The sequence below is a fragment of the Chakrabartyella piscis genome (assembly GCA_030067835.1).
Taxonomy (GTDB): domain Bacteria; phylum Bacillota; class Clostridia; order Lachnospirales; family Anaerotignaceae; genus Chakrabartyella; species Chakrabartyella piscis.
Genome location: CP092441.1, coordinates 2,461,802 through 2,482,774, shown reverse-complemented (window position 1 = coordinate 2,482,774; position 20,973 = coordinate 2,461,802). Strand labels below are relative to the sequence as shown.

The 20,973-nt window shown below is 38.7% G+C and carries 20 protein-coding genes and 1 tRNA gene; 20 read left to right on the top strand and 1 reads right to left on the bottom strand.

What is annotated here, in order from left to right; genetic code table 11:
- Positions 1–204: 204 nt before the first annotated feature.
- The 10 genes from MJY40_RS11185 to MJY40_RS11140 all read left to right on the top strand — a co-directional run bounded on the left by MJY40_RS11185 (position 205) and on the right by MJY40_RS11140 (position 10,511).
- Positions 205–1,236 carry a TAXI family TRAP transporter solute-binding subunit gene (locus tag MJY40_RS11185; RefSeq protein ID WP_317854323.1) on the top strand — a complete coding sequence of 344 codons (1,032 nt, stop codon included), beginning with the start codon at positions 205–207 and terminating at the stop codon, positions 1,234–1,236.
- An 86-nt stretch (positions 1,237–1,322) separates the two neighbouring features.
- The gene (locus MJY40_RS11180) at positions 1,323–1,811 is read left to right on the top strand and encodes a DUF1850 domain-containing protein (RefSeq protein ID WP_317854322.1); all 489 of its coding nucleotides are present in this window, start codon (positions 1,323–1,325) and stop codon (positions 1,809–1,811) included.
- Entirely contained in the window at positions 1,808–3,793 is a 1,986-nt protein-coding gene (locus MJY40_RS11175; RefSeq protein WP_317854321.1) for a TRAP transporter permease, read from the top strand. The genes MJY40_RS11180 and MJY40_RS11175 overlap by 4 nt, the downstream gene beginning before the upstream one ends.
- A gap of 157 nt (positions 3,794–3,950) precedes the next feature.
- Positions 3,951–4,033, top strand: a tRNA-Leu gene (locus MJY40_RS11170).
- A gap of 108 nt (positions 4,034–4,141) precedes the next feature.
- The gene (deoC, locus tag MJY40_RS11165) at positions 4,142–4,792 is read left to right on the top strand and encodes a deoxyribose-phosphate aldolase (RefSeq protein WP_317854320.1); all 651 of its coding nucleotides are present in this window, start codon (positions 4,142–4,144) and stop codon (positions 4,790–4,792) included.
- Between the two features lie 349 nt (positions 4,793–5,141).
- A complete protein-coding gene (gene tilS / locus MJY40_RS11160; RefSeq protein ID WP_317854319.1) occupies positions 5,142–6,503 on the top strand; it encodes a tRNA lysidine(34) synthetase TilS in 1,362 nt (453 codons plus the stop codon).
- Entirely contained in the window at positions 6,500–7,030 is a 531-nt protein-coding gene (gene hpt, locus MJY40_RS11155; protein WP_317854318.1) for a hypoxanthine phosphoribosyltransferase, read from the top strand. Before tilS ends, hpt begins: the two co-directional genes overlap by 4 nt.
- Positions 7,031–7,223: 193 nt before the next feature.
- Positions 7,224–9,131 carry an ATP-dependent zinc metalloprotease FtsH gene (gene ftsH, locus MJY40_RS11150; protein WP_331488173.1) on the top strand — a complete coding sequence of 636 codons (1,908 nt, stop codon included), beginning with the start codon at positions 7,224–7,226 and terminating at the stop codon, positions 9,129–9,131.
- A gap of 18 nt (positions 9,132–9,149) precedes the next feature.
- Positions 9,150–9,548 (top strand): thioesterase family protein, encoded by a 399-nt coding sequence (locus MJY40_RS11145; protein WP_317854317.1) that lies wholly within the window; start codon positions 9,150–9,152, stop codon positions 9,546–9,548.
- Between the two features lie 93 nt (positions 9,549–9,641).
- A complete protein-coding gene (locus MJY40_RS11140; protein WP_317854316.1) occupies positions 9,642–10,511 on the top strand; it encodes a YitT family protein in 870 nt (289 codons plus the stop codon).
- A 60-nt stretch (positions 10,512–10,571) separates the two neighbouring features.
- Here MJY40_RS11140 and MJY40_RS11135 read toward each other — a convergent pair whose 3' ends face one another.
- Positions 10,572–10,745, bottom strand: coding sequence for a hypothetical protein (locus tag MJY40_RS11135; RefSeq protein ID WP_317854315.1), 174 nt, complete (start codon positions 10,743–10,745; stop codon positions 10,572–10,574).
- A gap of 118 nt (positions 10,746–10,863) precedes the next feature.
- Between MJY40_RS11135 and MJY40_RS11130 the strand changes: the two genes are divergently transcribed.
- The 10 genes from MJY40_RS11130 to MJY40_RS11085 all read left to right on the top strand — a co-directional run bounded on the left by MJY40_RS11130 (position 10,864) and on the right by MJY40_RS11085 (position 20,952).
- Complete coding sequence (locus MJY40_RS11130) at positions 10,864–11,364, top strand: SLOG family protein (RefSeq protein ID WP_317854314.1); 501 nt, start codon at positions 10,864–10,866, stop codon at positions 11,362–11,364.
- Between the two features lie 120 nt (positions 11,365–11,484).
- Positions 11,485–12,243, top strand: a complete 759-nt coding sequence (locus tag MJY40_RS11125; RefSeq protein WP_317854313.1) for a zinc ribbon domain-containing protein — start codon at positions 11,485–11,487, stop codon at positions 12,241–12,243.
- A gap of 18 nt (positions 12,244–12,261) precedes the next feature.
- Positions 12,262–13,527, top strand: coding sequence for an SPFH domain-containing protein (locus tag MJY40_RS11120; protein WP_317854312.1), 1,266 nt, complete (start codon positions 12,262–12,264; stop codon positions 13,525–13,527).
- 74 nt (positions 13,528–13,601) lie between these two features.
- A complete protein-coding gene (locus MJY40_RS11115) occupies positions 13,602–14,642 on the top strand; it encodes a TFIIB-type zinc ribbon-containing protein (protein WP_317854311.1) in 1,041 nt (346 codons plus the stop codon).
- On the top strand, positions 14,639–15,526 hold the full coding sequence (locus MJY40_RS11110; protein ID WP_317854310.1) for a TPM domain-containing protein: 888 nt from the start codon (positions 14,639–14,641) through the stop codon (positions 15,524–15,526). The genes MJY40_RS11115 and MJY40_RS11110 overlap by 4 nt, the downstream gene beginning before the upstream one ends.
- 297 nt (positions 15,527–15,823) lie before the next feature.
- A complete protein-coding gene (locus tag MJY40_RS11105; RefSeq protein WP_317854309.1) occupies positions 15,824–16,693 on the top strand; it encodes a DegV family protein in 870 nt (289 codons plus the stop codon).
- Between the two features lie 214 nt (positions 16,694–16,907).
- On the top strand, positions 16,908–18,074 hold the full coding sequence (locus MJY40_RS11100; protein ID WP_317854308.1) for an alanyl-tRNA editing protein: 1,167 nt from the start codon (positions 16,908–16,910) through the stop codon (positions 18,072–18,074).
- Between the two features lie 212 nt (positions 18,075–18,286).
- Positions 18,287–19,537 carry an aminopeptidase P family protein gene (locus MJY40_RS11095; protein WP_317854307.1) on the top strand — a complete coding sequence of 417 codons (1,251 nt, stop codon included), beginning with the start codon at positions 18,287–18,289 and terminating at the stop codon, positions 19,535–19,537.
- Complete coding sequence (locus MJY40_RS11090; RefSeq protein WP_317854306.1) at positions 19,534–20,235, top strand: DUF2161 family putative PD-(D/E)XK-type phosphodiesterase; 702 nt, start codon at positions 19,534–19,536, stop codon at positions 20,233–20,235. The genes MJY40_RS11095 and MJY40_RS11090 overlap by 4 nt, the downstream gene beginning before the upstream one ends.
- Before the next feature lie 12 nt (positions 20,236–20,247).
- The gene (locus MJY40_RS11085) at positions 20,248–20,952 is read left to right on the top strand and encodes a hypothetical protein (protein ID WP_317854305.1); all 705 of its coding nucleotides are present in this window, start codon (positions 20,248–20,250) and stop codon (positions 20,950–20,952) included.
- Positions 20,953–20,973 lie beyond the last annotated feature (21 nt).

The window sequence follows — 20,973 nt, the reverse complement described above, 5'->3', positions numbered from 1 at the left end:
TCTTTTTTTATGGGTAAAATGTATCCAATAGGCGGATTTGTGTTTTTCCTTGACGGAATAATTTGGATATGGTATCATTATCATAGGTATTTATAGGAAATTGTAATGTTTTTTATAGATACCTGGGGTGAAGAAAACATATTTTAGTCGATGCCGATATCCATTGTTTTTTGATGGATGATTACGACAGAAAAGGAGCGTATCATGAAAAGAATTTTAGCACTTACTATGACAGTTGTTATGTCCTTGGGGATTGTAACAGGCTGTTCTTCTTCTGCAACAGAAACAACAACAGAAACACAATCTGCAACAGAATCCACTTCTGAAGCAACAGGAGGACTTACAGCAGATCAACGTGCATCTGAATTTGTAACCGTTGCAACAGGTCCAACCTCTGGTTTGTATTATCCAATTGGTGGTGCATTTGCCACTGTTTTGGGTGATTATGGATATAAAACAAGTGCAGAAGCAACCAATGCTTCCGGTGCAAATGTGCAATTGATCAGCGATGGCGATGCAGAAATGGCAATCGTAATGCAAGACGTTGCAGTGCAAGCATATACAGGTGAAGGTGCTTATGAAGGCGCAGAACCCATCACAAATATGGCAGCAATCATGCGTTTGTGGCCAAATTATGTGCAATTGGTGACCACAGCAGATACAGGTATCACTTGCGTAGAAGACTTGGTTGGCAAACGTGTTGGTGTTGGTGCTTCCAACTCTGGTGTTGAAATCAATGCGAGAATGGTTTTGGATGCACATGGCATTACATATGATGATATCACTGCTGATTACTTGGCATATGGGGAAGCAATCGAAAACATGAAAAATGGTCAATGTGACGCTGTATTCGTAACTTCTGGTATTCCAAATGCAACTGTTATGGAATTGGATAATTCTTATGACATGGTGGTGATTCCAATTGATGGTGAAGGTCGTGACAATTTGGTTTCCAACTATCCATACTATGCAGCAACTACAATTCCAGCAGGTACATACAGCAATGAAGAAGATGTAGAAGGTGTATTCGTATACAACATTATGGTGGTTCCAACAGATCTTTCTGATGAAATGGTATATGATATGATGGTTGCAATTGAAGGTGGTATGAGCACCATCCAAGCATCCCATAGTGCAGCAGAAACCTCTGTTTCCATTGAATCTGGCATTGGCGATTTGCAATTGCCTTTGCATCCAGGTGCAGCGAAATTCTGGGCAGAACGTGGATATGAGTAATTTTTAAATGTACATTCTTCAAGGGAGCAGAGTGGTTTCTGTTCCCTTGATTTTTTGGATACAGTTGGTGTGGAAAGGGGGATTTTATGAAACAAAGGTTGTATATTGCCCTTGTTTGCGTCCTTTCTATTGTGGTATTGGCAGGTGTCTATTGGGCTTGGGTGATGCCTCATAGGGTATTTCAATTGTATGACCGTGAACAGCAAGCGGTGATTTTGGAAGTGCCAGCAAAAGCAGGCGATACTTTGGTATTGGAATTGGAGCATTCTGCTGAACACATTCCTTGGTTTGAATATTACACCATTTTGGAAGACAATTCTTTCAATTTGGATGCATTTGCTGTGGCTGGGTATGGAGCAGGTATTCCAGCTGCTCAAGAATCCACTGTGAGAGATGGTATGGTTTGGACAGAAAACATCAACACCAATTTTTTGGAATTGAAATGGTTGACTTCCAACGTGTACCAAAAAGGTCTGGAATTGAACGGAGTAGAAATTTTTGATTTTCGAACTTTGCCAAATGCAAGTTTGATACAAGGTGTAGTGATAACGAAAAGGGGGTATTTGGGTTCATGAGTGATACCAAAATTGACATCAATGAAACAGAGCTGATTGATGTGACCAAAACTGCTGAAGTTATGGAGAAATATGAAAAAGAATCTCGTATGCGTAAGTACGATATGCAAGCATTGACTAAGATTATCTTTGGTATTTGTTTGTTTTTTACAATATATCATTTGGCATATGCATCAGGAATACGTGCTATGCAAATGGTCAACATCAAACACCATGCAATTCATGTAGGTATGGTATTGGTATTGGGCTTTGCTTGCTACCCAGCATTCAAAAAGTCCAATCGTCGTGTCATTCCATGGTATGATTGGATTTGTATTGCATTTTCTGGTTTTATGCCTGTGTTTGTGTTTATGCGTTACCCAATGTGGACATCCACTGGCTTCTATCCAGAAACAATCGATTTGGTGATGGGTACCATTCTCATCTTCTTGGTTTTGGAGTGTTCCCGTAGAATTTGTGGTTTGGCATTGTCCATTTTATCCATTGCATTCCTAATCTATGGTATCTTTGGACGTAGTTTCCCAGGTGTGTTTATGCATCGTGGATATTCATGGGATCGTATTGTCAGCTATTTGACCACTGACACCACAGGTATTTATGGTTCTTCCATTCAAGTATCTGCAACTTATATTGTACTATTCATCATCTTTGGTGAAATCATGAACAAATGTGGTATGGGTCAATTCTTCAATGACATTGCAAATTCCTTGGCTGGACATACAAAGGGTGGTCCTGCAAAAGTTGCTGTTTTGGCATCTGGATTCTTAGGTTCCATCAATGGTTCTGCTGTTGCAAACGTGGTAACAACAGGCGCATTTACCATTCCTTTGATGAAGAAAACAGGATATTCCAAAGAGTTTGCTGGTGCTGTAGAAGCAACTGCATCTGTAGGGGGTCAATTGTTGCCACCAATCATGGGTGCTGCTGCCTTTGTTATGGCAGAAACCTTGGGTGTGCAATATCCAGTGGTCATCAAAGCTGCTGTGATTCCAGCATTGATTTATTATTTGGGAATTATTTTGCAAGTACAAATGCGTGCAGAAAAAGAAAATTTGGAAGGGATTCCAAAGGATCAATTGCCCAAAACTGGCGAAGTAATGAAAAAACAAGGTCATTTGATGATTCCAATTGTATTCTTGTTGTATATGTTGATTTTCAGTGGCAAAACAGTGCTTTTGTCTGCATTTTGGACCATCTTGATGACCATTATTGTGGCACAACTCAGACCAATAAGTCGTATGTCTTTGATGGATATTTGTGATGCATTTGTAGCAGGTGCAAAATCCACTGTTTCTGTTGCAATCGCTTGTGCTTGTGTGGGGATTGTTGTTGGTGTGTGTAGTCAAACAGGATTTGCACTCAATGTGGCATCCACCATCATTAGAATTGGACAATCTTCCATCTTCTTAACATTGATCTTCACAATGATCACTTGTATGATTTTGGGTATGGGATTGCCTTCTATTCCAGCATATTTGATTACAGCAACCATTGCAGCACCAGCATTGATTCAGTTGGGTGTGCCCGCAATTGCAGCCCATTTGTTCTGTTTCTACTTTGCGATGTTTGCAAATCTAACACCACCTGTGGCTTTGGCATCCTTTGCAGCAGCAGGCTTGTCTGGTGGTAGTCCAATGAAAACAGGTGTCATTTCTGTGAAATTGGCATTGGCTGGCTTCATTGTGCCATATATGTTTGTGTTCAATGAACAATTGATTTTGGAAAATGTAACATGGCTTTCTGGTAGTTTGGTTGTGGTCACATCTTGTATTGGCGTGTTCCTAATTGCTTTGTTTGCAGAAGGTTTCTTTATGACAAAAGCCAACTGGTTCATTCGTGTGGTGGCATTTGTATCTGCAATGCTGTTGATTGATAGTGCACCAATTTCAGATGCAATTGGCTTTGTGGTTTGTGTTGCCATCATCTTATTCTTGAAAAGAAAACACAAAAAAGAGGAATTGCAAAAGGTAGCAGTATCCTAAATCAAAAAATATCAAATCCCATCTTTATGCAAGAAATCCCTATAAATGGGGATAAATCCCTTGTTTGAGGTGGGAATTTGTAATTTATGCAAAAAAATACAAAAAAGTGCTTGACGAACGGAGAGAGATATGTTATTATATTCAAGCAGTCAGCCAAGCGGATGTGGCGGAATGGCAGACGCACCAGACTCAAAATCTGGCGGGGGTGACCTCGTGTGGGTTCAAGTCCCACCATCCGCACTTAAGACAAGTACAATTGTACTTGTCTTTTTTTCTATCAAAAAGGGTTCTTTTGGATGTATGTCGAATATAATTCTTGTAACCTATGTAGAAAAAAGGAGGGTATCTATGGACAATCAAACAATACAAGGGCACATTGATCATACCATTTTGGCACAAGGAGCAGTTTGGGAAGATGTGAAACGCATTTTAGAAGAAGGCATTGCAGGAGGTACTGCATCTGCTTGTATTCCACCTGCATTTGTAAAGGAAGCATCAGAATTTGTTGCTGGAAAACTTGCCATTTGTACAGTAATTGGTTTTCCAAATGGATATGCTACCACCAAAACAAAGGTGTTTGAAACAGAACAAGCAGTCCTAGAAGGTGCAGATGAAATTGATATGGTCATCAACATTGGATGGGCAAAAGCTGGCAAATTTGATGCAATCGAAGCAGAAATCAATGCCATAAAAGTGGCTTGTCAGGGTAAACTACTCAAAGTAATTATAGAAACTTGTCTATTGACAGATGCAGAAAAAATTGAGCTTTGCAAAGTGGTCAGCAGAACAGATGCAGAATACATCAAAACCAGCACAGGCTTTGGTGGTGGTGGTGCTACCTTAGCAGATATCCAATTGTTTGCAGCCAATGTGACAAATGGCACCAAAATCAAAGCAGCAGGCGGAATCAAAAGTAAACAAGATGCCATTGATTTCTTAGAAGCAGGAGCAGATCGACTTGGCACCAGTTCTTTGTTGGCAATGCTGCAAAAAGAATGATAATCTGTTCTATGCACAGATAGTGAATGGTGAAGAATGAATAGTGAAAGAGTTAAGAACAAAACAAAGACAACAAATGCAACGTATTTACACAGATTTGATTTGTAGGGGCGACCAGTGGTCGCCCGTTTAAAGAGAATCGGTCGATTCGTGAATCGCCCCTACGCAACTACATTCTTGTGTTTTGTGGCTATTCATGACGGTAGGAGCAAGCCCCTGCCCTACAATTGCAACATATTTAAACAATTCGCAGTTTGTAGGGATGGGTTTCCATGCCTACCCGTTTGATATCGCATATGCGTAAAATATAAATAATCACAACTAATTTCTGAACAAAAGAGGTGAACCAATGGAAATTGCAAAACAAACCATCAAAAAATGGAATCTATGTCCAGAACATGCAAATATCACAGTGGGTGTTTCTGGTGGTGCAGATTCTGTTGCACTTTTGCATGTATTGTGGCAATTGGCACCTACTTTTCATTGGACGCTACAAGCAGTGCATGTGCATCATGGCATTCGAGGTGATGAAGCAGACAGTGACCAGAAATTTGTAGAAAACCTGTGTAATCTGTGGAACATTCCTTGTCATATCTTTGCATTTGATGCAGCATCAGAAGCCAAAAAACGTGGCATTGGAACAGAAGAAGCGGGCAGACAGTTGCGTTATGAATCCTTTGCCAAAATTGCAAAAGAAGGCATCATTGCTGTGGCACACAACCAAAATGACCAAGCAGAAACCATTCTCATGCGTTTGTGTAGAGGAACTGGCTTAAAAGGTCTTGGCGGCATACGTCCCAAACGTGGCAATATTGTACGTCCATTGTTGTATTGCACAAGAGCAGAAATTGAAGCCTATTGCAAAGAAAATCATTTGGACTATTGTGTGGATAGCACCAATGGTGAAAATGTGTATACCAGAAATCAAATGCGCAACCAGGTGTTGCCTTTATTAGAAGGAATGTATCCAAAAGCAGTGCAACAAATTTCAGCTTGTAGCGAACGTTTGGTGGAAGAAGATTTGTTTTTGGAAGAATTGGCACAACAAGCTTTCCATAGATGTCTCATTTCCAAAGAACAAAACCAAGTCATTGTGGATAGAGAAAAATTGGCACAGGAGAATCTGGTTCTCATACGTAGGGTCATATCCCTTGTGTTCCAAGAATTGGGTCAATTGCAAGATGTTTTGGCAGTGCATGTGGAAGCGGTTTTGGATTTGGTGACCCAAACAACAGGCAAAGAACGCAATTTGCCAAATGGAATTTTGGTGTCTACAGCCTATGAAAAGTTGATTTGTAGACGCAATCCAAAGTCAAATGGTGATGGTTTTTCACATAAATTGGAAATTGGAGCAGAAATTTGGATTCCAGAGTGTAATTTTTACGTGAAAACAGAGGTTTTTTCAGAAAAAAAAGAAAAAAATGCCCTTGATGGCTATACGAAAATATTCGATTATGATAAAATAAAAGATGTCTTGTATTGTCGCACAAGACAAACAGGAGATACGTTACAATTTGTATATGGTAGCAAGAAATTAAAGGACTTTTTCATAGATCAAAAAATACCAAAAGAAGAACGTAACACAATGCCACTCATTGCATTTGGATCAGAAGTGATTTGGCTTTTGGATCATCGTGTTGCAGAAGGATATTTGCCTGATGAAAATACAAACAAATTCTTGCATATCTATATTAGGAGGATATTTAAATGAAAGAACATGTGGATGTGTTATTGAGCAATGAAGTCATTGCAAAGCGATTGGATGAAATGGCAGCAGAAATCAATGCAAAATATGCTGGCGAACAAGTGGAGTTGGTGTGTGCCCTTAAGGGTGCTGTTATGGTTTTGGTGGAGCTTTCCAAACGTTTGACTATGCCTGTGACTTTGAACTTTATGGATGTTTCCAGTTATGGCAATTCCATGGAAAGCTCTGGCAATATCAAAGTGTTGTATGACTTGGATGAAGACATTGCTGGCAAAAATGTTTTGTTGGTGGAAGATATCATTGACAGTGGTAGAACTTTGAGCCATTTGCGTGAAATGCTTATGAAACGCAATCCAAAAACATTTACATTGTTTACACTTTTGGATAAACCAGATAGACGTGTGGTGGAAGTACCTGTGGATTTCGTTGGTTTTGTCATTCCAGATGCCTTTGTAGTTGGATATGGTTTGGATTATCAACAAAGATATCGCAACTTGGATTATGTAGGTGTGATGAGCTTTATCGAAGAATAAAAACAAGCCAGTGTGGGTGTTCCTATGCTGGTTTTTTTATTGAAAAGAAAGGTGTGTTTCTGCAAAATCTTAAAAATTCATGAAATTATTCATTTTGTGAATTCTTTTGCATTCTAACATTGCCTTTTTCCAGTAGATGTGATAAAATTGTAAATTGATACGAATAAAACTGTGCACAATAGGAGGGAATCTATTGAAAAAATATTGGAAGCCACTTGGCTTATACGGATTGATTTTTGTAGTAATACTTGCATTTTTGGCATTTAATAACAGCAATTTGGACTTGGCTAGTGAAGAACAAATAACTTATACCTATGGTAATTTGATTCGTGACTTAGAAGATGATGAAGTTGCAGAAATCAACATTACAAGAAGCAATGAAGCCAGTGATTATGGTTCCATTCAGGCAGTCTTAAACGATGGTAGCATTGTAAGCATGAATGTTTCCAGTGTTTCTACATTCCAAGAACGTGTGGATGATTTGATTGCATCTGGTAGCGATATTGAAGTCAATGCCGATTTGGAAACAGAAAGTTTATTTGCATCTATGTTGCCATCTATTTTGATGATGGTGGTTATGGTTTTGATTTTCATGTTCCTGTTCAACCGCATGCAAGGTGGCGGTAGTAAGATGTCTAATTTTGGAAAAAGCAAAGCCAAAATGAATGTGGATGGTGACAACAAAGTGACATTTGATAATGTTGCTGGTTGTGACGAAGAAAAAGCAGAATTGGAAGAATTGGTGCATTTCTTGCGTACACCACAAAAATTCACAGACCTTGGTGCAAGAATTCCAAAGGGTGTTTTGCTCGTTGGACCTCCAGGGACTGGTAAAACATTGCTTGCAAAAGCAGTGGCAGGTGAAGCTGGTGTTCCTTTCTTCAGTATTTCTGGTTCTGACTTTGTGGAAATGTTTGTCGGTGTTGGTGCATCTCGTGTAAGAGATTTGTTTGAACAAGCAAAGAAAAATTCTCCAAGTATTGTATTCATCGACGAAATCGACGCTGTTGGTAGACGTCGTGGTGCTGGTCTTGGTGGTGGTCACGATGAACGTGAACAAACATTGAACCAATTGCTTGTGGAAATGGATGGTTTTGGCATCAATGAAAGCGTCATCATCATTGCTGCAACCAATAGAGCAGATATCTTGGATCCTGCACTTTTGCGTCCAGGTCGTTTTGATAGACAAGTGTATGTTGGTAGACCTGATGTTAAGGGACGTGAAGCAATTTTGCGTGTACATTCCAAAGGAAAACCATTGGCTCCAGAAGTGGACTTGAAAGTGGTTGCACAAACAACTGCTGGTTTCACTGGTGCAGATTTGGCGAATCTTTTGAATGAAGCGGCACTTTTGGCAGCTCGTGACAATAAAAAACACATTGAAATGGAAGACTTGCAAAAAGCACTCATCAAAATTGGTGTGGGTACTGAAAAGAAAACAAGAACCATTTCTGATAAAGAAAAATACATTACAGCGTACCATGAAAGTGGTCATGCAATTTTGTTTGAAGTTTTGAGTGAATTGGACCCTGTCCATAGCATTTCCATCATTCCAACAGGTATGGCTGGTGGGTACACAATGCCATTGCCAGGTGAAGATAAAATGTATATGACCAAAATGGCTATGGAACAAGAATTGATTAGCTTCTTGGGTGGTAGAGCAGCAGAAGCTTTGGTCATCAAAGATGTGACAACTGGTGCTTCCAATGACATTGAACGTGCATCTGCAATTGCCAGAGGTATGGTGATGCAATATGGTATGAGTGATTTGTTGGGACCTGTGCAATTTGGTGAAAGTAGCCATGAAGTGTTCATTGGTCGTGATTGGGGCAATGGTAGAAACTATGGTGAAACTGTTGCAACTACAATTGATGAAGAAGTGAAACGCATTATGACACATGCATATGACGAAGCAATTCGTATTTTGACAGAAAATATGGAAGTGCTCCATGCATCTGCAAAAATGCTTGTGGAACAAGAAAAAGTAACTGGTGATGAATTCCGCAAATTGTTTGATGCATCCTTCAGAAATGAAATTTTGGGCATTGCAACAGAAGTAGTGGAAGAAGTTGCCACAGAAGAATACAATACCGAACTGTAATCTAAGGAGGATACTATCATGGATTTGAGCAATATCGTTGCAGGCATCAATTTTGAAAAAGAATATATTGTAGAAGCAAAAGATACAGCAGCAGTGTTTGGCAACAAAAATGTGCCTGTATTTGCAACACCAAGATTGTGTTCTTGGCTGGAAGAAACATGTATCGAATCTGTAAAACCTTTCTTGCCAGCAGGTGCAGAAACAGTGGGTACATCCATTTCCTTCAAACATATGGCAGCAACACCAATTGGCATGAAAGTGCGTGTTGTAGTCAACTTGACAGAAGTCAATGGCAAAATGTTGCAATTCACAGTGAAAGCATATGACGAATTGGACAAAATCTGTGAAGGTGAACATGGTCGTGCTATCATTGATTTGAAAAAATTCATGAGTCGTGTAGAAACAAAGGGTAAATAAGAAATAGTAAAATAAATTATTGGGGTTGATATTCTGTTCTGTACAAAAATGTATGGTAGGGGTATTGACCCTGTTTTAATTGAGGAGATTGGTATGGAAACAAAGGGTATATTTACAAAAAAAGATTGCAAACGCTTGGCATTGGTGGTTGTTGCTTCCTTTATGATTGCGTTGAATATCAAAAGTTTTGTTGGTGCAGGTGGTTTGATTCCAGGTGGATTTACAGGAATCACTCTTTTGATACAGGAAATTGGAGCAACTTTTTTTGATGTGGCAATTCCATTCTCACCCATCAATTTGGCGTTGAATGCAGGTCCTGTGTTTGTTTGTTATAAGCTGATTGGAAAGAAATTTACAATTTATTCTTGTATCGCAATTGTTTTGACTTCCATTTTTACAGATATCTTGCCTTCTTATCCAGTGACATATGACATTCTTTTGATTAGTATTTTTGGTGGTATCATCACTGGAACTGCATGTTCCATTTGCTTGCGAGCAGAAACCACTGCTGGTGGAACTGATTTCGTTGCTATTTTTATGTCTGAAAAATATGGTTTGGATGCGTATAATTATATTTTGATGGGAAATGCAGTTGTTTTGATCATTGCTGGTTCTATCTTTGGATGGGATAAGGCTTTGTATTCCATCATCTATCAATTTACCACAACACAAGCAATCCATGTTTGCTACAAACGCTACAAAAAAAATACATTTCTTGTGGTGACAGATTATCCAGAATTGGTGGCACAAGCCATCAGTGAATGCACCCACCATGGAGCAACTATGTTTACAGGCGTTGGCACCTATAGCCAAAGAGAACGTACTTTGGTGTATTCCATTGTCAATAGCGATCAGGTGAAGGCAACCACTGCTATGATCAAAGCAGCAGATCCAAAAGCGTTTATCAATGTTGTGAAAACAGAGAATTTGGAAGGGAATTTCTATAATAGACCAAAGGATTGAAAAAGAAAGCACAATTACCAATATGAGTTGGCGATTGTGCTTTTTGCATGTTGAATAAGATTATTTCATATTGGAAAGGGCATATTCAATACATTGATTGACCAATTTATTGAAGGAGATATCGTTTTCTTCGCTCAAAATCATAAGGGTTTCAAAGGTTTCTGGTTTGAATCGAATGGTACGATTGATGGAGGATATTTTCTCTTCATTTTTTTGGATTGCAAATGGTTCCATATATATCACCTCATTTTGTCATAAAATATTGTAATTGAATATTGTAATTGTATATTGACCTTTTCTTTTTTGTGATGTACAATTTTGTAATAATATTATAATTACAAAAGGTGATTTTATGAAAAAAGAGAAAACAATTTGTTTTACAGGGCATCGCAAATTACCAAAAGGAATTGTTTTGGAGCAGTTGCAAAATGATTTATATGAATGCATCAAAGAAGTAATACAAAAGGGATTTGATTGTTTTGTATTTGGTGGTGCCATTGGTTGGGATTTGTTGTGTGCAGAGTTGATATTGCAGCTAAAAAAGGAATATAAAAACATTCGTTTGATAGGTGTGATTCCCTTTTGGGGTCAAGAAAAAGAATGGTCAGAAGAAGAACAAGTGCAATATTATAGGATATTATCAAATTGTGATGAAGTGATTGTTTTGCATGAGCAGTGGGAAAAGAATTCCTATAAAAAACGAAACCAATGTATGACAGATTATAGCAGCATGGTGATTGCTTATTGGAATGGAAATAGGCGTAGTGGTACAGGTCAAACTGTGCGTATGGGTGAACAGAAAAATTGTAGCATAATGAATTTATATAAGAAGCAGATTGATACCAATTCCTAGTAATACTTCCTTAGAGTTGGTGTTTTTTTAATGAAATTTTCACTATGTATCCTTGATTTTTCTTTGAAAATACCTCCAAATGCGATATAATATGCATATATATGAATCACAGGAGGGGTTATGGAAGGAATCGTTATAATACTCATCATATTATTGCTGACTGTAGGTGGTATCGCCTATGTGGTATACACAGCAAAACAAAAGGTAGAGGAAGTGTCTAGGTCATTGTTTGGTACATCTTCCATAAAAGAAGGTTTGGATGCCCAAGCAGAAGAATTATCCAAAAAACCAAAGTCTGTTTCTGCAATGACAAGGGTTTTGGAACCACAAATAGCAAGGGATTTTCCAGAATTCAATTGGGTGGAGTTTCGCAATACATCAGAAACCATATTGCAAAGTGCATTGGTTGCCATCAGTTGTGGTGATTTGGATTCTTTGGGGGATGTTTCGCTAGAAATTTATGAAAAATTGCGTGTGCATATTGCAAAAAACAAATTGGATGGTATCGAAGAAAGATACACCAATATTCGCATACACCAAACAGAAATTGCCAGATATGACAAGATTGCAGGTAAATGCATCATCACATTGCAAACGGCTTTGGAGTATCAATATACCAAGAAAAAACATAGTGTTTTGGATGCCAATTACTCACCATATAAAACACAAACCAAGTACAATATGGAAATGATGTACATACAGGATGCATCCTTGGCAAATATGGATCAATCTGTGGGGGTAAACTGTCCAAACTGTGGAGCCCCGATCACATCTTTGGGACAAAAGAAATGTGAATATTGTGGCTTGGCAGTGACACCAATCAACATACAAGTTTGGAATTTGCAGAATTTTTACGAAGTGACCTATCAAAAGATATGAAAATAGGAGGACAAACATATGGGCTTAATCAAAGCAGTAACATCGGCAATTGGCGGTACATTTGCAGACCAATGGTTGGAAGTTGTAGAACCAAATGATATGGGTGCACAAACGGTATTCACAAGTGGTATTTTGACCAGACGAGGTGAAAACCAAAAGGGAACTGACAACACCGTTTCCAATGGTTCTGTCATTCATGTATATGACAACCAGTTTATGATGTTGGTGGATGGTGGTAAAATTGTGGATTATACTGCTGAACCAGGGTACTATACCGTCAACAATTCCACAATGCCATCTTTCTTCAATGGCGAATTTAAGGAAACTTTGAAAGATTCTTTGAATCGTATGAAATTTGGAGGTCAAACACCCACAAACCAAAAGGTATTCTTCATCAACTTGCAAGAAATCAAAGGTATCAAATTTGGCACCAGAACACCTGTCAATTATTTTGATAATTTCTACAATGCAGAATTGTTCTTGCGTGCACATGGTTCCTATTCCATCAAAATTACAGATCCACTTCGTTTCTATGCAGAAGCAGTGCCTAGAAATGCAGATAGTGTAGAGATTTCTGATATCAATGAGCAATATCTTGCAGAATTTTTGGAAGCATTCCAATCTGCAATCAACCAAATGTCAGCAGATGGCATTCGTATTTCCCATGTAACTGCAAAGAGTCGTGAACTTGGCAAATATATGGCAACCACTTTGGATGAAGATTGGAGACAAATGCGTGGTATGGAAATCCAAGCAGTTGGTGTTGCCAGTGTTTCCTATGATGATGAATCCAAAACCCTCATCAATATGCGTAATGAAGGTGCTATGCTTTCAGATCCTACTGTTCGTGAAGGATATATGCAGGGTCATGTAGCAAGAGGTTTGGAAGCTGCTGGCTCCAATGATGGCGGTGCTATGAGTGGGTTCCTTGGTATGGGTATGGGTATGAATATGGGTGGTGGATTTGTAAATTCTGCATCTCAAACCAATATGCAACAAATGCAAATGAACCAACAAGCACAACAAGCAAATCAACAACCAGCACCAGTTCAAAATGGTTGGATGTGTGGTTGTGGCAAAGAAAATAGTGGCAAATTCTGTTCTGAATGTGGCAGTCCAGCACCAGCTCCAAAAGCAACTTGGATTTGTGCATGTGGAGCAGAAAATACAGGTAAATTCTGTCCTGAATGTGGCAAACCAGCACCAGCAGCTGAATGGACTTGCACATGTGGTGCCACCAACAAAGGTAAATTCTGTGCAGAATGTGGCACACCAAGAATGTAATTTATGAAATAAATCAACGTAATACCACAAACATATTTGTACCATATGCTTCTTGCAAACAAAGGGGGTTTGTTATGTCTACCATCAGTTTAAAATGTCCCAATTGCGGTGGGGAATTGCTATTTGATCCAAAAACACAAAATTACAAATGCGAATATTGCATGTCTGCTTTCACACAAGGGGAAATAGAATCTTTGACACCTGTGGAAGAAGTGACAGAACAGAGTCAAGATACCCAAGAAGTGGAAGCCAATTTATACCTATGTCCCAGTTGTGGTGCAGAAATTGTAGCAGATGAAACCACAACTGCAACCTTTTGCTATTACTGTCATAACCCGGTTGTGCTCAGTGGCAAAATGACAGGGGATATGATGCCAGATGATGTGATACCCTTCCAAATTGATCGAAAAGAAGCAGAAAAACGATTCTTGGACTATGTGCAAAAGAAACGTTTCATACCAAAGGCATTCTTCAACAAAAAACAAATCGAAATGCTTTCTGGTGTATACTTCCCCTATTGGGTGTGTGATAGCAAATCACAAGGGACTATGGATGCAGAAGCTAGAAACATGCGTGTTTGGCGTATGGGTGATGTGGAATATACAGAAACCAAGCACTTTGCTGTGGAACGTGAAGGGGAATTGGAACTACGTGAAATGACCAAAAATGCACTGAAAAAAGCAAATAGCGAATTGATTGATGGGGTAATGCCATATCTATTGAAGGATGCAAAACCATTCCAAATGGGCTATTTATCAGGGTTTCTGGCAGAACGTAGAGACATTGAATATGCCGCTTATGAAGACGAAATCAATCAGGATATTCAGAAATATGGAGAAGCGCTTTTGCGTAATTCCATCAAAGGATATGGCAGTGTCAGCGTGAGACATTGCAACATCGAACCAAAGGAAAAGATTTGGTCTTATGTGTATTTGCCAGTTTGGACCATTACATATAAAGGCAAAGATGGAAAGGTCTACTACTATTCCTTGAATGGACAAACAGGTAAAGTCTATGGAGAGTTGCCCATTTCCCAAGGTAGAGTTTGGAAATTTTCAGGTGCCATTGCAGCAGTGGTATTGGTGCTTGGCTTGATTGGAGGGTATTTCTTATGATAAATTTATGCAGAAATCATCAACCACAAACCAAAATCTGTCATGCAGAGGAACATCGTGACGAAGAATCTTTCCAAAATAAATCATACAAAACAATTTTGCTATCCATCATTTTGATTTTGACCATGACAATTCCTGTTTTTGGTATGGGCATCCAAGTCCAAGATGAAGCCAATTTGTTGGATGCAAATGCAGAAGCTAGATTGACATTGGAATTGGAAGAAGCAGAAGCCAAAACTGGCTGGGATATCATTGTATTGTCCATTGCAGATGCTGGTGGCAAAACAGCTCGTGTTTATGCAGAGGATTTGTATGATGCCAATTTGATCATTGAAGATGGTGTCACTTGTATCATCGATATGGATAATAGAGAAATTGCATTGCAAACCACAGGTGAAGCCATTTATTATTTGACAGATGCACGTATTTCAGATGTATTGGATGCATCCTTTGCAGCAGCGTCTTCAGGTGATTACGAAAGTTCCTTTTCCACTATGATTACAGAAGTGGTTGCTTGTTACGATATGGGTGCACAAGGAAACTATGCCTATAACGAAGATACAGGCAAAATTACCACATACAAAAGCATAGAGCCCATAGAAGCTATGATTGCAGTGGTATTGGCGTTGGTTGTTTTCGTTGGTATTGGTGTTGGAATCATTGGAAAATATCGCTTGAAATTTGGCGGATACAAATATTCACCCAATAACAAAAGCAGTGTACATCTGACCAAAGAAGAAGATCGCTTTGTTCACCAAACTGTAACTCATAGACGCATTCCAAGAAATAATGGTCATGGTCCAGGTGGCGGTGGTGGTGGTCGCAGCACTGTAAGAGGTGGATCTTCTGGTCGCAGTCATGGCGGTGGCAGTAGAGGTTTTTAAAACGAAACCATATCGTTGGGATACTTGTAGGGAATGGTCTTGACCATTCCGTAATTCAATAGGCATATCGTGTAAATCAATCAGTGCACTTCCTATGGAGGTGCACTTTTTGATTGCAAATCAAAGTAAAATAATGGGTGATTAGGAAATTTAAGGAAATTGTAATATATAATATTGAAAATTGTATTAAAAATTAATAGAAAACGGTTGACGTGGTATTCAAAACTATTATACAATTATATAAGATAAAACTAGAGCATCTAGTTGGTGACATTGGAATTTATTGGAGGATATTGTATGGTACGTATTGTGGTGGATAGCACAAGTGATTTGACAAACGAAAGAATAGCCGAATTGGGTGTTACCAGTGTACCTTTGTTTGTACATTTTGGGGAAGAAACATATTTGGATGGTGTGAATCTGTCTGCTGAAGAATTTTATGTGAAAATGGAAGAACGTGAATGGATGGCAAAAACAGCACAACCTTCACCTGAATTTTTTGAAAAAGCTTTTCGTAGTATTTTGGACGATGGCGATGATGTCTTGGCAATCTTGGTCAGCAGTGGTGTCAGTGGCACTGTGCAATCTGCAAATGTAGCAAAATCCCATTTGGAAAGTGGTCATGAGCGTGTTATGATTTTGGATACCCAAACTTGTACTTCTGGCTTGGCACTTTTGGTGGAAATTGCAGCAAAAAAAGCAAAAGAAGGTATGGGACTCCAAGAACTCCATGATGAAATTGAAAGACTATCCAAAAGAACTAAGGTGTTTGCAGCTATTGAAACCTTGAAATATGTAAAACGTGGTGGTAGACTATCAGGTCCAGCTGCAATTGTTGGAACTATGCTGAATTTACACCCCATTATGGCGATGAAAAATGGTGAAGTCATCAACATCACAGCAGTAAAAGGTAAAAAGCGAATGTACCAAAAATTGCGTCAATATGCAATGGAACATGGTGTGGATAAATCCTATCCAATGTTCTTTTCCCATGGTGTAGTACCAGAACGTATGGAAAAAATGCGTGAATGCTTTGCAGAAAAATTTGATATGAAACAAGCACTCTTTGGCATTGCAGGTTGTATTGTAGGTACCTATTCTGGTCCTGGAATTTTGATTTTTGCATTCATTGAAAAAGGAAAAGGTTTGACAAATCAATCAACATAATTTGTGTTATTACGGTTGATTTCTAGTATAGATAACTTGATTTATACTTCTGTAGGGGTACCCCTGTGTGGGTGCCCGTTTTGCCTATACACCAAAGTCTATCTACTTTCGTAGATAGGCTTTTTTGTTTACAGGGATTTCTTTTCATAATTCTGTATTTATGGTACAATATGATTAGAACCATCTAAAAATACAATTGATAGGAGAAGAATCCATGTCTATAAAAAAATATGAAACCGATGCTTATACCACAAACTTTGTTGGTGAAATTTTGACTTGCAATAAAGTGGAATCAGGATATGCTGTCACATTAAAAGAAACTTACTTTTATCCAGAAGGTGGTGGTCAACCTTCAGACAAAGGATTTGTTGGGAATGCTGTTGTTTTGGATGTGCGTGAAAAGAACGAACAAATTCTGCATATACTAGATAGAGCAGTGGCAGTTGGTGACCATCTGGACTGTACAATTGATTGGGAAAATCGCTTTGATTTGATGCAAAATCACTCTGGTGAACACATTCTTTCTGGCATCATTTGCAAACAGTACAACTGCAATAATGTTGGTTTTCATATGGGAACAGAAAAAATCCTCATTGATTTCGATGCAAAAATAGAAGAAGCGGATATTGCAAAATTGGAAGCAAAAGCAAATGAAGCCATTTGGACAAACACCCCTATTTTGGTGACATATCCAAATCAAGAGGAATTGGCAGAAATTGACTATAGAAGCAAAATTGAAATTGATGGACAGGTGCGTATTGTGCAAGCAGGCGAATACGATTGTTGTGCTTGTTGTGGTACACATGTGGTGTCTGCTGGCGAAATTGGTGTCATCAAAATCATTGGCATCCAAAGTTATAAAGGTGGTACACGCTTGGAAATTGTTTGTGGCAAACGTGCATTGTTGCATTATGATAAAAAAAATCGTAGTGCAGATGAAGCAGGTCGTATGCTCTCTGTTTCTGGTGAAAAGGTTGCAGGTGCTGTCACCAATTTGCTTGCAGAAAAGGATGATTTGATTCAGAAACTATCCAAAACCAAGTACGATTACTTCAAATTGTTGGCAAAAACCATTCCAGAAGGTGTAGAAAATGTAGCAATTTTAGGCGATGGCTTTGCTGGCAAAGACTTGACCAATTTGGCAGATATTTTGGTGGAAACCACAGGAGGACGTGCATTTGTTATGTCACCAACAGCAGAAGGTTTCGCATTTGTACTCATCAGCAAACACCAAGATGCAAATGACTATATGGCAGATTTGAAAACTATGTTCTCTGGCAAAGGTGGCGGTAAAAAAGAAGCTGTCCAAGGAAAATTAGCAGGCAAATCCAAAGATATTTTGGCATATTGGAGGGAAAAAGGATTTTGTATCATAAATTGATTCCGATACAATTATGGGGGATGGGTTCCCCATTCTGCAATAAATTAGAAAAGCGGAACAGTCAAGACTGTCCCCTACAAAATCTAATATAATATACTCGTAGGGAATGGTCTTGACCATTCCGTGATATAAACACAATGAAATCATTATAGAGATGCAATTGTAGGGACAACCCTTGCGGTTGTCCGTAAACCGACAGAAAGGATGATACCATGAATCATTTTACCAATAATCGAAATAAATTTGCACAATATATGGAAGAAAACAGTGTGGCAGTGGTGTTTGCTGGACAAGCACCCTACAAACGTGGCGATGAAAAATATCCATTTTCACCAGACAGAAACTTCTATTATTTGACAGGAATTGACCGTGAAAACTGCATTTTATTTATGTCAAATACGACAAAAGGCTTTGAAACCAAGCTCTACATTCCAAGGGATAATGGCTATTTGGCAAAATGGGTGGGTGCCAATATGACAGTGGAAGAAGCAAAAGAAATCTCTGGCATTACAGATGTTTCCTTTGTGGATTTGTTCCAATCAGACTTTGCAGAATTTGTGTTCAAATACAACATAGATACCCTTTGGTTGGACTTGGAAAATCGTGACTGGAATGCACTTCCAACAGCAGCATTGTCCTTTGCAAAGGAAGTACAAGGGAAATATCCAAGTCTTATTTTGGACAATTCCTATCCAATTTTCAGTGATTTGCGTTTGATTAAAGATGGTTGGGAATTGGAACGTATGCATCGTGCAATGAAAATTACAGAAGAAGGCTTCTTGGCAATGATGTCTTTGGTGCGTCCAGGCATGAAAGAATACGAAATCGAAGCATATTTTGATTTTGTTCTAACCAAAAGAGGGGTACGTCAAAAAGCATTCCAAACCATTGCAGCATCAGGAGAACGTGGTTGTATTTTGCATTACACAGAAAACAACCAAACCACAAAAGATGGTGATTTGATTTTGGTGGATGCTGGTGCACAAGTAGACTGGTACAATGGCGATATCACCAGAACATTCCCTGTAAATGGTAAATTCTCAGACCAACAAAAACTGGTGTACAACATTGTTTTGGAAGGTCATAGAAAAGTGGTGGAAACCATCCAACCAGGTGTGCCATTTGCTCGCTTGAATGAAGTGTTGCGTGAACATTATGTGGAAGCATTGACAGAAATTGGTTTGATTACAGAACCAGAAGAATTGAACAAATATTATTACCACGGTGTCAGCCATTATTTGGGAGCTGAAACCCATGACATTGGCAGATACATTGATCGTGAATTGCAAGCAGGCATGGTTTTGACTGTGGAACCAGGCTTGTATATCGAAGAATGGAATATTGGCATTCGTATCGAAGATGATGTTTTGGTGACAGATGAAGGGTCAGAAATCTTGACCATTGATATGATTCGTACTGTTGAGGAAATTGAAAGTTATATGGCGAAAGGTCGTATGAAATGAGTGTAAAAGAAGCAGATTTATTTGATCCCATACGTTTGTTTTTGGAAGATTTGGGCTATGCAGTGCAAGGTGAAGTGAAGGATTGCGACATTGTGGCAACTAGAGAGTCAGAAACCATAATTGTGGAGCTGAAACGTAGCTTCAATTTGAAATTGGTGTACCAAGCAATTGAACGTCAAACCATAGCAGAACATGTTTATGTTGCAATTCCAAGACCACAAAAGGGACAACGGGATCGTACCTTTAAGGATATGGTGCGTCTGTTGAAACGTTTGGAATTGGGGCTTTTGACAGTGGCTTTGGATAGTCCTGTGCAATTGGTGGAAGTGGTTTTGGAACCAGCCGATAGCGTGGTACGTAAAAATCGTAGAAAACAAGAAGGTCTTGCAAAAGAAGTGGATCAAAGACTGGTTGCAATCAACAAAGGTGGTATCAACAAAACTAAAATTATGACAGCATATCGTGAAAAGTCATTGGCACTTTGCTGCTATTTGGAAACAAAAGAATCTGCAACGGTAAAGGAATTGCGTGAATTGGATGCAAAATATCCATCTTTAGTCCAAAGCAACCCTTATAAATGGTATCGACGTGTGGAAAAAGGTGTCTATACTCTTTCAGAAGAAGGAAAGTTGGCATTGGAAGAAGCAACTCATCAAAAGATAGTGAAATGGTATAGAGATAATCTATCTATTGGATAGGAGGTTTTGGCTATGAAAAAAACGCTTTTGTTTCTATGTTTGATGTGTATGTTGGGTGGTTGTGGTGAAGTAACGCAAGAAGTGGAAACAGAATCCATGACAGTAGAACAAGAAGTTGTTGTAGCAGAAGATATTTTTATTGTGGGAGATACCAAAGAGGATGTTACCTTCCTTACATCAGAACAAATGGAATTGGTAGAAGATGGTTTTGCTTATATGGAAGCCATGACCATGAGCATTGGTTGGTTGCCCCAAAAAGCATTAGATGGCAGTGGTGACAATGCTTGGATGGGTGAAGATTTTGTGGAAATCAATGGCTGGAACTATATTCCATATACTGACAATTTCTACACAGATTGGAATGTGTTTTATACAGACTTTACTTCCATATTGACACCTGAATATTTCAAAGAATTGAATACCAATTTTGACGATGATGTAGAATATCAGTATTATGAAAATGTAGAGGATATGTTGTATTATATGCCAGCAGACAGAGGTTCTCATATTTTGTATATGGGAAATGATATGTTGCGTTATGAGTTGATAGAAGCAGAGGAAACGGAAATTATCTTCAACTTGATTGGATATTATTGTGATTTTGAGGACTTGGAAAATGAAGATGGAAAAGTGGCTAGAACCATGGAACGTCATACAGTGGTTTTGCAAAATACAGCAGATGGTTGGAGGATTGCATCCTTTGATTTACCATATTAAAAGAAAAGCGATACCTGTAAA